Source organism: Roseovarius atlanticus (assembly GCF_019802205.1).
GTDB classification, from domain to species: domain Bacteria; phylum Pseudomonadota; class Alphaproteobacteria; order Rhodobacterales; family Rhodobacteraceae; genus Roseovarius; species Roseovarius atlanticus_A.
In genome coordinates, this window is sequence record NZ_JAHVHQ010000002.1 from 550,721 (window position 1) to 564,878 (window position 14,158).

13 protein-coding genes are annotated in these 14,158 nt (G+C 63.4%); 7 read left to right on the top strand and 6 right to left on the bottom strand.

The window, feature by feature from the left end:
- Positions 1-199: 199 nt before the first annotated feature.
- The 3 genes from KUV49_RS02850 to KUV49_RS02860 are packed head-to-tail and all read right to left on the bottom strand — an operon-like array spanning position 200 to position 3,334.
- Positions 200-1,285, bottom strand: coding sequence for an ABC transporter substrate-binding protein (locus KUV49_RS02850; protein WP_261391452.1), 1,086 nt, complete (start codon positions 1,283-1,285; stop codon positions 200-202).
- Entirely contained in the window at positions 1,282-2,691 is a 1,410-nt protein-coding gene (locus KUV49_RS02855) for a sensor histidine kinase (RefSeq protein WP_222451526.1), read from the bottom strand. The genes KUV49_RS02850 and KUV49_RS02855 overlap by 4 nt, the downstream gene beginning before the upstream one ends.
- Positions 2,663-3,334 (bottom strand): response regulator transcription factor, encoded by a 672-nt coding sequence (locus KUV49_RS02860; protein WP_222451527.1) that lies wholly within the window; start codon positions 3,332-3,334, stop codon positions 2,663-2,665. Before KUV49_RS02860 ends, KUV49_RS02855 begins: the two co-directional genes overlap by 29 nt.
- A gap of 163 nt (positions 3,335-3,497) precedes the next feature.
- Here KUV49_RS02860 and KUV49_RS02865 point away from each other — a divergent pair, with 163 nt between their 5' ends.
- The 3 genes from KUV49_RS02865 to KUV49_RS02875 all read left to right on the top strand — a co-directional run bounded on the left by KUV49_RS02865 (position 3,498) and on the right by KUV49_RS02875 (position 6,730).
- Positions 3,498-4,481 (top strand): tripartite tricarboxylate transporter substrate binding protein, encoded by a 984-nt coding sequence (locus KUV49_RS02865; RefSeq protein WP_222451528.1) that lies wholly within the window; start codon positions 3,498-3,500, stop codon positions 4,479-4,481.
- 239 nt (positions 4,482-4,720) lie between these two features.
- Entirely contained in the window at positions 4,721-5,203 is a 483-nt protein-coding gene (locus KUV49_RS02870) for a tripartite tricarboxylate transporter TctB family protein (protein ID WP_222451529.1), read from the top strand.
- A 12-nt stretch (positions 5,204-5,215) separates the two neighbouring features.
- Positions 5,216-6,730: a tripartite tricarboxylate transporter permease gene (locus KUV49_RS02875; RefSeq protein WP_222451530.1), complete on the top strand. Its 1,515-nt coding sequence runs from the start codon at positions 5,216-5,218 to the stop codon at positions 6,728-6,730.
- A 97-nt stretch (positions 6,731-6,827) separates the two neighbouring features.
- Here KUV49_RS02875 and KUV49_RS02880 read toward each other — a convergent pair whose 3' ends face one another.
- Positions 6,828-7,808, bottom strand: coding sequence for a response regulator (locus KUV49_RS02880; protein ID WP_222451531.1), 981 nt, complete (start codon positions 7,806-7,808; stop codon positions 6,828-6,830).
- A gap of 533 nt (positions 7,809-8,341) precedes the next feature.
- On the opposite strand from KUV49_RS02880, the gene KUV49_RS02885 reads away from it, so the two are divergent.
- From KUV49_RS02885 to KUV49_RS02900, 4 genes are all read left to right on the top strand, one after another.
- Entirely contained in the window at positions 8,342-8,533 is a 192-nt protein-coding gene (locus tag KUV49_RS02885; protein WP_222451532.1) for a hypothetical protein, read from the top strand.
- A gap of 99 nt (positions 8,534-8,632) precedes the next feature.
- On the top strand, positions 8,633-9,367 hold the full coding sequence (locus tag KUV49_RS02890) for a class I SAM-dependent methyltransferase (protein WP_315899540.1): 735 nt from the start codon (positions 8,633-8,635) through the stop codon (positions 9,365-9,367).
- A 25-nt stretch (positions 9,368-9,392) separates the two neighbouring features.
- A complete protein-coding gene (locus KUV49_RS02895) occupies positions 9,393-10,082 on the top strand; it encodes an N-acyl amino acid synthase FeeM domain-containing protein (RefSeq protein ID WP_222451533.1) in 690 nt (229 codons plus the stop codon).
- Between the two features lie 285 nt (positions 10,083-10,367).
- Positions 10,368-11,708: a sensor histidine kinase gene (locus tag KUV49_RS02900; protein ID WP_261391451.1), complete on the top strand. Its 1,341-nt coding sequence runs from the start codon at positions 10,368-10,370 to the stop codon at positions 11,706-11,708.
- Positions 11,709-11,874: 166 nt separating this feature from the next.
- On the opposite strand, the gene bhcD is transcribed toward KUV49_RS02900, so the two are convergent.
- Positions 11,875-12,840 (bottom strand): iminosuccinate reductase BhcD, encoded by a 966-nt coding sequence (bhcD, locus tag KUV49_RS02905; protein WP_222451535.1) that lies wholly within the window; start codon positions 12,838-12,840, stop codon positions 11,875-11,877.
- Positions 12,841-12,910: 70 nt separating this feature from the next.
- Positions 12,911-14,074: a 3-hydroxy-D-aspartate aldolase BhcC gene (gene bhcC, locus KUV49_RS02910; RefSeq protein ID WP_222451536.1), complete on the bottom strand. Its 1,164-nt coding sequence runs from the start codon at positions 14,072-14,074 to the stop codon at positions 12,911-12,913.
- Positions 14,075-14,158: the final 84 nt, after the last annotated feature.

The window sequence follows — 14,158 nt, forward strand, 5'->3', positions numbered from 1 at the left end:
GTCTTAACTAGGCCCGCTTCGTAAACCCTTCCGTTCAGTTTATCCATAGCAAACCGCAAATGCCTGTCACGCGACCGCACCGCGTCGCAAGATGGCCCAAGGTTTGGGCACTCCGGCCACCACCGCCACCCTCCCGCGCCGACCCCGCCGTGATCGTGACCGTCCCGGCCCTCAGCCGCCCCTGCCGCGGCGGTCGCGGTCATTCCGGCGTCACCCCGGCACCCCCTTCATTGGGAAAGGTCGACCGCCAGAGCGCGATGAAATCCCGCCGCTTGTGCCGGTCGAGCCCCACCAGCAGAGACGGCGTCAAGGCAATGGGCCGGAAACTCGTTTCCGCGGTGTCCGGCAGCCGCAGGTACTCGGGTCCACCCTCCTCGGTGCTCACGATCAGCTGCGCCGATCTCAGCGCCGACCGCCCGGCCTCGGACAGCAGGAAATCCAGGAACGCGCCCGCCAGGTCCGGCTCGGCGGCCAGGCGGGGGATCAACGCGGCGCGGGCCAGAACCAGCGTGTAATCGTCCGGTGCCACGGCGACGATGTCCGGGTTCCGCTCGGCCCGCGCCAGCGCATAGGAGCCCAGGACGTTATAGGCGATCAGGTAGGTGCCGTCGGCCACCCCGTCGATGATCTCGGCCGAACAGCAGGTGGCCACCGCCCCGCTGCGCCCGAAGGCTTCGATCAGGCTGCCGAACGTCGTGGCCTGTTGCGCATCCGCAAAGGCGAAAAGGTACCCCAGCCCCGAGGCTTCGATATCGTAGGTGGCGACCCGGCCGCGAAACCGGCTGTCATCGGGCCGCAAAAGGTCGATCAGGTCGAACCGGGATCGCGGCACCTCCGCATCGTCGATCAGGCGCCTGTTATAGACGATCACGGCAAGTTCGCGGGTGATGCCGAACACCTCGTCACGCCAGTTGGCGACCTGCGGCAGACGCGCCGTCGCGGCCGACCGATGCGCCCTGGCGCATCCGTCATTGGCCAGCTTGAACTGAAGGTCGACCGCCGAACTGATCACCATGTCGGCGGCCTCGACGCCCTCCCGGCAATCCGCCACGGTCACCTCGAACAGGTCGTTCGACCCCCATTGCTCGTAATCGATGCGCGTATCGCCGCGGCGGGACGCGAAAAGGTCCATCACCGTCTCGAACCGGGCGATGTCGGTCGTGCCGCGCACCAGCAGACGGCGCCCGGCATCGTCCGGGCCATAGGATTTCACGGCTTCGGGCGCCGGCTGGGCCACCGCCGCGCCGGCCAGCATCATCGCGAGCAGCAGGCCGATCGGCTTCATGCCTCCACCTCGCTGACTTTCGGAAGCTCCACGAAAACCTCGAAGCGGTCGTCGGCGGGGCGACGGATCTTCATCCGGCCGCGATGCGCCTGCGCCACGGCGCTGACGATCGACAGCCCCAGCCCGGCACTGGTCGAGGACACGCCGGACCGTTTGGCAAAGCGCGAGCCCGCATCCGCCCACATCTCCTCGGCCATCCCGTCGCCCCGGTCGCGCACCCCAAGACGGAACGTCGCGCCGGCATCTTCCACGAACACGGTGATCGGCGGCTTGCCATAGGCGACGGCATTGTTGATCAGGTTCTTGCAGGCCTCGACCAACGACAAGGCGTCGCCGTCGCAGATCATCGGCTCCTCGGGCAGATCCATCCGCACTTCGAGTTCGGCGCCTGTCAGCGTCTGATCGAACTGCGCGACGGCCTCGCTGGCCACCACCCGCAGATCCACCGACGTCAGTTCGACACTGTCTGCACGGTGAATAATCATCGCGTGATTCAAAAGCTGGTCGGTCAACTGGCTCAGGTTGCGCGATCGATCGTGGATCCTCTCGACGATACGCCTCATTTCTTCGGCATCCGGCGCCTCTCGCGCCAGTTCGGCCTGCGCCCGAAGCGCCGCGATCGGGGTCCGCAACTGGTGCGAGGCGTCGGCAATCAACGTGCGCATGATCCGCAACTGACGGTCGATCCGCCCGATAAAGCGGTTCAGGGCCGCCACCAGGCTGGCAATCTCCTGCGGCACCTCGACATCCACCGGCGTCAGGTCGCGGCTCGAACGTGCCGCGACATCACGCTCCAGCCGGCGCAGCGGGCGCAGGGCAGAGTTCACCGCCAGGAAGGCCAGCCCCGAGATCACCAGGCCGGCCGCCGCCACGGCCACCAGCGCGTTTCGCGTGACCTGCTGCGCCAGGTCCCGGCGCGCCTCGATGGTCTGGCCGACCACCACGTCCACCGCACCCAGGAACGACCGCTCCGAGATCAGCCGCCTGACATGCGCATAGCGCACCGGCTCACCGGCAAAGCTGCCGCCGAAAAACTCGTCGTCCCCGTCCGGCGGGGCCACGGCGTCATACCCCGTGATCAGCTGCCCCCGGTCATCGAACACGGCATAGACCACGCGGTCCCTCGGTGCCAGCGACAGCAGATCGAAGGCCGAGACCGGGATATCGACCATGATCTCGCCGCCACGCAGCCTCAGCGACCCGGCAATCTGGTTGGCCGCCCCGACCAGCAGCCTGTCATACGAATTCTGCGCCGCGCTTCGGCCATAGGCATAGGCCGCCAGTGACACCGCCACGCCGCCGATGGCAAGCACCACCGCCAGCGCCACGCCGAGCCGAAAGCTCAGGGACCCGGTCAGCCGCGTGCCGCTCCGCGCCCTACTCTCCATCGACCATCTGGTAGCCAAGCCCCCGCAGCGTCTTGATCGTGATCCGGCTGTCGCACAGCTTCTTGCGCAACCGCCCGACATAAAGTTCGACGGCGTTCGGGCTGACCTCTTCGCTGTTGAAGGAATACAGACGTTCAAGCAGCGTGTCCTTCGTCACCACGCGCTCTCGGTTCGCCAGCAGGATCTCCAGCACGTTGAACTCGCGCCGGGCCAGCGAAACCGGGCTGCCCTTGACCTCCACGGTCAGGCCTGCCGGATCGAAGGTGATATCCCCGAACTCGATCCGCCCCGAGCGGTCCATGTCCTGCCGTCGGAACATCGACCGGACGCGGGCGTGCAACTCGCGCAGGTCGAAGGGCTTTATCAGGTAGTCATCCGCCCCCTTGTCGAGCGCGGCGACCCGGTCCTCGATGTCCGAGCGCGCGGTCAGCATCAGCACCGGCGTCGGCTTGCCCCGATCCCGAAGGCTTGCAAGAATGTCCGTGCCCAACCCGTCGGGCAGGCCGATATCAAGGATGATGACGTCGTAATCCTGCACCGCCAGCACGTCCGCGGCCTCTTCGACCGACCCTGCGTGATCGACCGCATCGCCGCGATTCGCAAAGCTCGCGACAATGGCATCCGCCACGTCAGCGGTATCTTCCACCAGAAGCAGACGCATCTCCGCTATTGTACCTCCCTGCCCGCAGCATCCGCCAATTCTGAAAGAAATTCCAGCCATCTGAAGCCCCCCGCGCCCATGGGCCCGGCATGACAGCTTCACGACAGGTTGAGACGGTAGCAAGGACGGCATCGAGAAAATAACAGCATGAATGGAGGAGATAATGCTGACACTTGAAATGACCCGGCGCATGGCGCTGGCGGCGGCGGCCGCTGTTGCATTCACCGGACCGACCCTCGCCGACGACACCCAGGTGCTCGACAGCGTCCACTTCCTGATCCCCGGCGGCGCCGGTGGCGGATGGGACAGCACCGCGCGCGGCACGGGCGAGGCCCTGACGAAGTCCGGCCTGGTCGGCACCGCGTCCTACGAAAACCTGTCTGGCGGCGGCGGCGGCAAGGCGCTCAACTACCTGATCGAGAATGCCGAGAGCAATCACGACACACTGATGGTCAACTCGACCCCGATCATCATCCGGTCGCTCACCGGCGTCTTCCCGCAAAGCTTCCGCGACCTGACGCTGGTCGCGGGCACCATCGGCGACTACGCAGCCCTCGTGGTCCACGCCGACAGCGACATCGACACCATGGAAGACCTGGTCACCAGGTTCGCGGACGATCCAAACGCCACCGCCATCGGCGGCGGGTCCGTGCCGGGCAGCATGGATCACCTTGTGGCCGCGATGACGATGGAAGCGGCCGGCCAGGACCCGCTTCAGATGAAATACATCCCCTACGACGCGGGCGGCAAGGCCATGGCGGCGCTGCTCTCGGGCGAAATCGCGGCCCTGTCGACCGGCTTCTCCGAGGCCGTGGCGCTGGCAGAGGCAGGCGAGGTCAAGATCATCGGCGTGACGTCCGACGAACGCGTCCCGGCCTATGACAGCGCCCCCACGATGAAGGAACAGGGCATCGACACCACCTTCGTCAACTGGCGCGGCTTCTTCGGCGCCCCGGGCCTGCCCGAGGAAAAGCTGGCGCAATACCAGGACGCGCTTGCCAAGATGTACGACACCGAGGAATGGGAAACCGTGCGCGCGCGCAACGGCTGGGTCAACATCCACAACTCGGGTGACGACTTCCAGACCTTCCTGGAAAACCAGGAAAAGCAGATCGGTGACCTGATGAAGAAGCTGGGCTTCCTCTGACTTCGACGGGTCCGCGCGAGGGGACCATCCCCTCGCGCGTCTCCGGGCCATGGCTCCCGGAACGCGGAAAAACCGCAAGGTCCCCCGTCCGCTCGGACCCGACCTGCGCCGCCCGCGACACCTCGACCCTCGATACCCGTCTTTCGCATTGCCGGACGCGTGCCGGGCAACCGCCCATAACGGCGATCCTGGATCCCGGCTGTCCTGCAGCAACACGAACCAACCGAAGGAGACATGACATGGCCCTCGATCGCTGGATCGCCTTCGTCATCCTGTGCGTCGCATCGGTCTATGCCTATGCCGCGTTCTTCACCATGGACGACCTCCTGCCGCCCTTCATGCAGCGCAATCCCATCTGGCCGTCGACCTTTCCCAAGGTCCTGTCGGTCTTGGCCATTCTCACCTCGCTGGTGATCGTGCTGGGGTTCGAGGCGCCGCCCGAACGGTCCGCCAAGCCCGAGATCGATTATCGGCGTCTCGGCGATTACCACATCTTCCAGGCACTGACATTGCTGGGCCTGATGGTGGCCTACGCGATCTTCCTGAGGCCCGCCGGGTTCCTGCTGTCGACCGTCGGCTTCCTGTCCATTGGCGGCATCGTGCTGGGCGAACGCAAGCTCCACATCCTGATCCCCGTCGCGGTCTTTGCCACCGGCATCGTCTGGTACCTCGTCGACCGGGTTCTGGGGATCTTCCTCAGCCCGCTGCCCTATTTCATGTAAGGAGGCTGACCGATGCTCGAAGGACTTCTTATCGGCCTGCAAACGGCCCTTTCGATCCAGAACCTGCTGATGGTCATCGCAGGCTGCCTGATCGGCACCTTCATCGGCATGTTGCCCGGCCTGGGCCCGATGTCGATCATCGCCATCATGATCCCGGTCGCCATTTCCATGGGCGACCCCTCGGCGGCGCTGATCCTGCTGGCCGGCGTCTATTACGGCGCGATCTTCGGCGGCTCGACCTCGTCGATCCTGCTCAACGCGCCGGGGGTCGCAGGCACCGTGGCCAGCAGTTTCGACGGCTATCCGATGGCGCGCCAGGGCAAGGCGGGAAAGGCACTGACCATCGCCGCGATTTCCAGCTTCGCCGGCGGCACGATCGGGGCGATCCTGCTGATGATCTTCGCGCCCGCCCTGTCCTCCGTGGCGCTCCTGTTCCACTCGGCAGAGTATTTCGCGCTGATGGTCGTGGGCCTGTCGGCCATCGCGGCCTTTGCCGGCACGGGCCAGGTGGCCAAGGCGGTGTTGATGACCCTGCTCGGCCTGATCATGGCAACCGTGGGCGAAGGGGCGCTCTTCAACATGCCGCGCTTCACCATGGGGATGATGGACCTGCAATCGGGCTTCGGCTTCATCACGCTGGCCATGGCCATGTTCGCCCTGCCCGAGGCGCTGTTTCTCGTGCTCAAGAAAAAGGACATGGGCGGCGACGGCGGCGGCAAGATCGAGAACCTGCGCATCTCCCGCAAGGAAGGGCGCGCCATCGCGCCCGTCATCGGGCGGCAGTCGCTGCAGGGCTTCTTCATCGGCGTGCTTCCCGGTGCCGGCGCCACCATCGCCAGCTTCCTGGGCTACGCGGTCGAGCGCAACCTCGCCACCAAGGAGGAACAGTACGAGTTCGGCAGGGGATCGGTCAAAGGCCTCGCCGCACCGGAAACGGCCAACAACGCGGCGTGCACCGGGTCTTTCGTGCCGCTGCTGACGCTGGGCATTCCGGGGTCCGGCACCACGGCGATCCTGCTGGGCGCGCTGATCGCGCTCAACGTCACGCCCGGCCCGCGCCTGATGGTGGACGAGCCACAGGTGTTCTGGGCGGTGATCATGTCGATGTTCATCGGCAACCTGGTGCTGCTGGTTCTGAACCTGCCGCTGATCCCCTACATCGCCAAGGTGCTGAGCATTCCGCGCAACTACCTGATCCCGTTCATCCTGTTCTTCACCCTGATGGGGGCCTATATCGGCCAGAACAACGCGACCGAGTTGCTGATCCTCGTCGGCTTCGGAATCTGCGCCACGGCGCTGAAATTCGCCGACTATCCGCTGGCGCCGCTGCTGATCGGGTTCATCCTCGGCCGGATGATGGAGGACAACTTCGCCCGCTCGATGCAGCTCTACGACGGCATGGGCTTCATCATCGAACGCCCGATGACGCTGGCGCTGCTGGTGCTCGCCGCGCTCCTGGTGATCCTGCCCAGCTACCGCGCGCGGCGCGCGGCGGCCCGCGCCAAGGGTGTCGCCGAAGGCGACTGACAAAAAACGGTCAGGGCGATGATCTTCATCGCCCTGCCGCATCCCGAAACATCGCCCGTTGCCGGCCCCGGCCTCCGCCGGTGCTGGCCGACGCGGGCTAGATGTTCATGCTGTGCTTGTCGTACCAGAAGTCTTCGAGGTTGCGCGCATGCCGACCGCTTGCGCGCTCCGCGCTTTCATGCGCCTGCGCCAGGGCATCCACCGCGCTCTGGCCGGACTTCCAGACCAGGCGAACCTGCTCCCCGGCCGACACGAACGCATTGATCGGCGACCCGTCGTTGGAATACAGGTCCATGCGGCGCATGATCAGGTTCACCTGGTCCGCCAGCGTATCCGGCTTCAGTTGCGATCCGCACTCCAAAACGCACAGGTACGTGCCGTTCCCGGCATAGGAAATCAGCGCTCCGAACTCTTCCAGCGCGACCGAGATCGCCTCGGCCACATCGGTCACGATGCACTCGTATTCGTACCGCGTGGATGTCCGGTGCAGCTCTTCGATGTTGCGGATGGTGAACCCGATGATGGAAGAGCCGAACAGCTTTTTCCTCGACATCAGCGACACGTAGTTCTCCATCGCGAGATACGTGATGCACCCGTCCACGTCCTGGACGAAAATCGGTTCGTGCAGGGCCAGCGTGGTCGAATCCTCCGGGATCACCTCGTTCCTGGGCTTGGCGCTGATGACGGCCTGCCGGTTGTTCTTGGACATGTCGCCAATCAGCTGGATGCGGCCGCGCAGGTTGTCGATATCGAACGGCTTGGTGATATAGTCGCTGGCGCCTGCCGCGAAGGCCCGGTCGATATACGACTTATCGGTCATCGCGGTCAGCATCAGGATCGGCGTCAGCTGATACTCGGGCTTCGACCGCAAGGTATGGCACAGCGAAACACCGTCGGTGTCCGGCATCTGGATGTCGACCAGGAAACAATCTATCGCCGGGGTCTCCGGGTTGTCCAACAACTCCAGCGCCTCTGCGGCAGAGGTCGCGGTGATCACGGTATGATCCCCTAGCGTCTGGATGATCAGCTGAAGCAGCTCCAGGATTGTCGGTTCGTCGTCTACAGCAAGTAGATGCATTTTCATCGCTCCCAACAGGCCAAGCGGTTCCGGGACCTGTTGCTTTCGGTTGCGCGTATTACCACTTGACACCTAGTAAGCGGTTGGAAATCGGCTAAATTAAGACAACTTTAAGGTGTTTTTGCTCCCCCAGGAGCGCCGGGGCTGGCCGAGGCCCGAAATCCAGCGGGCTGAACGGCGCCGTGCGGGCTGTCGCAGGCCGTGAAGGGGCAGCATTGATGTTGTCATGCGTGGCAATGCCAAGGAAATGCGCAACCAGGTCCAGATCGACTGAACCATCAAAATTTAGCGAAACCAGCATGACATCTCCACGATTCTCGCGCTTCAGCGCGTCATGGCAGGGGGTTTCGCCGACGAATCGGGTCGTTTTTTGTCAGAATCGGGACATTTCTCCTGCAAGTCCGACGTCTCCGCCATATACCCGCCACACTCGGGCGATGGCGCATCGGACAAGCGCGAAAACGCCGGCCACCGTTGCGCCAGCGTGACGCCACGGGCGCGACAGACCGCGCCCGGGCGATGCCCAACGGGCCATGAAATACACCTATAGGATGATGATCGTCGGAAAGCAGCGACCGGCGGTGCCAGGCGCGCCGAGCATGTCCGCCAACAGCGACCGCCTGATGTGGCTGATCTGCCTCAGGATTAACCTGAAATGGAAACAATATGAACTAATTCAACCCGCTGTTGCGCTTATGGGTTGCAATATCGTGCTGACATATTAACAATTTACTAATGTAATTATTGGTTTGCGATTGTTTCCGCAAAAAGCTTGGAGGCCCCGCGCTCCCCCTCTCAGGCATATTCGGAAGGACAGGTCAGTTGTGAACTATGGTGAAGTCAAGCGTCCCGACCCTGCGTCGAATGCCGACTGGAGCGCTTACGCAGCGGCCTACGACCTGCTGTCGAAGCACAACCCAGAGTATAAGGCCCTGATGCAGGAGTTCGAGGACTTCCTGTCCGGAATCGAGACGCCCGGGATCATCTACGATGTGGGCGGCGGAACCGGAAACTATACCGAGATCGCGGCACGCCTCTGCCCCGGCAGCGGCATCTGCCTGGTGGAACCCGATCCCGGCATGATGCAGGCCGCGCGGGCGAAACTGGCCGCCCGCAAGAACGTCACCTACCAGAATGTCGGCCTGGAACGCGCCGAGGCGCCGGAAAAGGCCGATCTCGTCATCAGCGTGCATTCGCTCTATGCCATGCCCGACCCGCGGCAACGGCTGGTCGACATCCGCCGGATGCTGCGTCCGGGCGGGTTGCTCTTTCTCGTCGATCTCGGCCGTCCGATGGATGTGCAGGACTGGCGCCGGTACCTGTTCACCACGCTCAAGAAGGAACACGGGCTCATCCGGACGCTGGAAATATTCTGGCAGGCCCGGCAGATCGCCAAGCAGAACCAGGCGATCTTCAAGGCCCAGATGAACGGCACGTACTGGACCCACACCCCGGCAGAGATTGCGTCGGCCGTCACGGCGGCAGGCTTCGAGATCCTCGACCAACGATCCGTCTATCGCGACTACAGCGACCTTCTGGTGTGCCGCGCCGCGCACTGAAAACCGCAGCATTTAAGGAAAGCCCATGTACGAGCAAGTCATCGAAGCGCTCAAGCCGGCGCGTTACTCCGTTCTCACGGACGACGACGATCTCGAAGAACTCTATCGCCTGAGATACACGTGTTACCGCGCCGAAAACACCGTGTCCGCAAGGGCGGACAAGAGGATGTCGGACGCGTTCGACGAAACCGAGAACTGCGTGCATGTCGCGGTCAGGATCGACGGCACGATGCTGGCGGCGGTCCGGCTTCACCTGCTGTCGAAACTGTGCTGGAAATCACCGACCCTCGAGGTCTTTCCGGAACTTCTGGACGAGCTCAAGCAGGAAAGAACCATCCTCGACCCGACCCGCTTCGTGATCTCGTCATCGGCACGCCGGCAACGCATCCCGTTGAACTTCCTGACGCTGCGGATCCCGTTTCTCGCGTCGATCTTCTACGACGTCGACCTGGCCCTGGCCCCGGTACGCGCCGAGCACACGGCGTTCTACCGTCGCTACCTGGGCTACGAACCCGCGCTCGAGCCGCGCAGCTATCCCGGCCTGGCCAAGCCGATACAGCTTCTGACGGCCGATTTCAAAGAGCAGCGGGAAAAGGTCCTGGCCCGCACGCCGGTCTTCGGCCCGATCGAGGATATACCGCACGCGAACATCCAGTTCCCGTCCCTCTCCGGCGTCTACGCCGCGTCCAAATCGGGCAGCTCCGAGGCGGCATGACTTGACCTTTCGCCGCCCGGGCGAACCGCAGGCTGCGAAGGTCCCAGTGCCCGGCCCGCGTTCTTTTTAACGAGTGAACTGCATTTAGGGAAAACGCGTCCGATCCGGTCTGCCTTGGATTGTTCGACGAAATACCGCTTTCTGCCCGATTAAGGGCAGAATTTAAACAAATAGGGGCTGTAGGTCGAAACAATCCGTGTTGCGACAGAGGCAATCATGAGAACGCTACTAAGGACTTGGTCCTCGCCGACAGACTGGTTCTCCTCGCAAGGCCGCGAACAGCGGATGAAGGACTATTTGACCCTGGCCAACGAACTGATCTGGCAAAGGCAAACCAGTTTCTTCACGGCGGCCTTCCTGGCCGCGTTCTATTTCGATCCGGTCTCGATCTTCGCGTGCTACGGCATCGTCGTCCTGACCGAGATCCTCGACCAGATCCTCGGCGCACGGGCCAAGGCCTGGGATGGCAAGGACCCCGTTCTCGGTCGGAAACTCCTGACGGCCATCGCCATCAACACGGCCGTCAGCGCCCTGGCGATCAGCGTCTTCATCGCCAACATCGCCGTCCAGCAAACCACGGGGGGCCAGTTCACCTCGCTGTTCTTCCTGTTCTCGGCGTCACTCTTCGCGGCGATGCACAACAGCCAGATGATCGGCATCCTGATCCTGCGCCTGTCGATCTATGGCATCACGTTTCTCTTCATCGCGTTCCTGGACGTGGTGAGGTACGCGCCGCCGATCACGTCCCCGATCTGGCTCCAGTTCTTCACGATCGTGTTCGTGCTGTTTTTCATCGGCGACATCTCCGCGAAATTCTATCGCGGCTACCAGGAACGGCTGAAACAGATGAAACTGATGGAGGAAGAGCACGACCGCACCAAGGCGGCGCTGGAGGTGAAATCCCAGTTCCTCTCCACGGTCAGCCACGAATTGCGCACGCCGCTTACCTCGATCATCGGCTCGCTCGAACTGGTGAACAACGGCGTTCTGGGAGACATTCCCCAGAACTTCAAACCCGTCATCGAGATAGCCACCAAGAACAGCCGCCGGCTGGCCAACCTGATCGACGACCTGCTCGACCTGCAAAAGATCGAAGCCGGCGAAATCCGCTTCAACCTGCAGCCGATCTGCGCGAACGACCTCGCCCGCGAGGCCGTCGATTCCATCTCGGGCTATGCCAGCATGCTCGGGATCAGCCTCGAGATGCAAAGCTGCAAGGGCGAATGTTACATCATGGGCGACCAGAAACGGCTGATCCAGGTTATGAACAATCTTCTGTCCAACGCCCTGAAGTTCTCCAAGGAGAATGGCGCGGTGAAGGTGCGTGTCGAAAACGTCGCAAGCCGCGTCCGCATCTCGGTCGAGGACAAGGGCACGGGCATCCCCGAAAACGCCGAGGAGCGCGTCTTCGGCAAGTTCAGCCAGATCGACTCCTCCGACGTGCGCAAGGTCGGCGGTACCGGCCTTGGCCTCAACATCACCAAGCAGATCGTCGAACACCACGACGCGCGCATCGGATATGTCAGCGCCCTTGGCGTCGGATCGACGTTCTACGTGGAATTCGACCGGCTTGAAGACGCGGACGATACCGACGGGATCTCCGGCAACGTCTCCGAAGTCGCCTAGGCCTTTCCCCTTCGGCAGGCTCAAGCGGCGTCCTGTGGGTCCGGCGTCCCCCAAGGTAGCCGCGTGACCTCGTTCGGCCAGGGCGCCGCAAGGGACACCCCCCATAAGAAAAGGCGCGGAGCAGCCTCCGCGCCTTCCTTCAGGTTCATTTGTCTGGGCTCGCGCCTCAGAAATCCACTTCGATGGCGCGGCCCTGCTCCACCGCCAGGTCCACGACACTCGCCGCCACGGCCAAGTCCTGCAAGCCCACGCCGGTGCCGTCGAACAGCGTGATTTCGTCATCGCTCGTCCGTCCCGGATGGGTGCCGTTGATCACCGCGCCGATCTGGTGCACGTCGCCTTCGGTGATCAGGCCCTCGCCCACCGCGTGCTGCGCCTCGCCGATGCTGATCGACTGCGCCACCTCGTCGGTGAACACCGTCGCCTTTTGCAACAGCGCCGCCTCGACCTCCTGCTTGCCCTTGGTATCGGTGCCCATGCAGGCCACGTGACAGCCCGCACCGACGTGATCGGCCATCAGCGTCGCGTCAAAGGACGAGGTGATCGAGATGATCACATCCGCCTCGGTCATGCCCTCCAGTTCCACCGCCTCAAAGGCCACGCCGGCCTCTTTCGCGACCTTCTCGATATTGGGCAGCATCTCGGGGTGATAGTTCCAGCCGATCACCTTCTCGAACGCCCGCTGCTCCAGCGCCGCACGCAGCTGGAACGTCGCCTGATGCCCTGCGCCGACCATGCCGATCACCTTGGCATCCTTGCGCGCCAGGTGCTTGATCGACACAGAGGATGCCGCGGCGGTGCGCAGCGCGGTCAAAAGGTTGCCCCCCACCATTGCCTTGGCCTTGCCGGTATCGGGATCGAACAGGAACACCGTCGACTGGTGATTGATGATGTCCCGCTTTTCCAGGTTGTTGGGCCAGTAGCCCCCGGCCTTCAGCCCCAGCGTCAGGCCCGCCTTGTCGAACCCGCCCTTGAAGCCGTAAAGCGCATCCTCGTGCCCGATCGCCTCGCGTACGACGGGAAAGTTGTACGCATCACCCGCCGCCATCGCGGCGAACACCTTTTCCACGGCATCGAACGCCGCCTCCCGCGTCATCAGGTCTGCAATCTCGCGCTCGGGAACAATGATCATGTTTGGGGGCCTTTCAAAAAAGCGGGGTCAGCGAAATGCCAACCCCGACAGTCCACAGGAAGAATTGGGTTCAGTATGCGTGGCCGCGGGCCGACACCGGCCAGACGGTTTCCACCTTGCCGTTCCGCACACCCACGTACCAGTCATGCACGTTGGCGGTGGGGTCGCAGTGGCCCGGCACCAGCTTCAGCTTGTCGTTGACCTTCAGCGCGCCGCCGGGGTCCTTCACCACGCCATGCTCGTCCGAGCACTTGATGTATTCCACGTCATCCCGGCCAAACACCACCGGCAAGCCGCTGTCCACCGACTGCGCCTTCAGACCGGCGTCGACGATCGCCTTGTCCGCCTTGGCGTGGGACATGACCGAGGTCAGGATGAAGAACGCGTTCTCCCACTCGCCCTGGTCGATCCGCTTGCCGTCCTTGTCCAGGATGCGGCCGTAATCGGCGTCCATGAACGCGTAGGAGCCGCATTGCAGCTCGTTATACACGCCCGAGTTCGATTCGAAGTAATACGACCCGGTGCCGCCACCGCCGACGATGTCGCAGTCCAGCCCTTCGGCCTTCAGCGTGTCGACCGCGTCCTTCACCATCGCCACGGCGATGTCGATCTTTTCCTTGCGGTCGTTGTAATCGTCCATGTGCTGCATCGCGCCCTGGTAGGCCTGGATGCCGGTGAACTTCAGCCCCGGCGCCGCGTCGATCGCCTTGGCGATCTCCACCACTTCCGGCGTCGTGGTCACACCGCAGCGCCCCGCGCCACAGTCGATCTCCACGAGGCACTCAATCTCGGTGCCGTGCTTCTGCGCCGCCGCCGACAGGTCGTCCACGTTGGCCAGGTCATCGACGCAGCAGATCGTCCGCGCGCCCAGCTTCGGCAGCTTGGCCAGCCGTTCGATCTTGGCCGGGTCGCGCACCTGGTTCGACACCAGAATGTCCTTGATTCCGCCACGGGCGAACACCTCGGCCTCGGAGACCTTCTGACAGCAGACGCCGCACGCGCCGCCCAGCTGTTCCTGCAATTTCTGCACGTCCACGGACTTGTGCATCTTGCCGTGGGTGCGGTGGCGCATGCCGTGTTCCTTGGCATAGTCGCCCATCTTCTTGATGTTACGCTCCAGCGCGTCGAGGTCCAGCACCAGGCAGGGCGTCTGGATCTCGGATTCGTCCATGCCCGGCTTGGCCGGAATGTCGAAGCCCACTTCGAAATCGTCGAGATTGCTCATGTCTTTCATCGGATCTCTCCCTATCCATGAATGTCTTTGTCACGCAGGGCCACGCCGCCCTGCCGGCTCATATCGTCTACGTAAGTTTCCTAT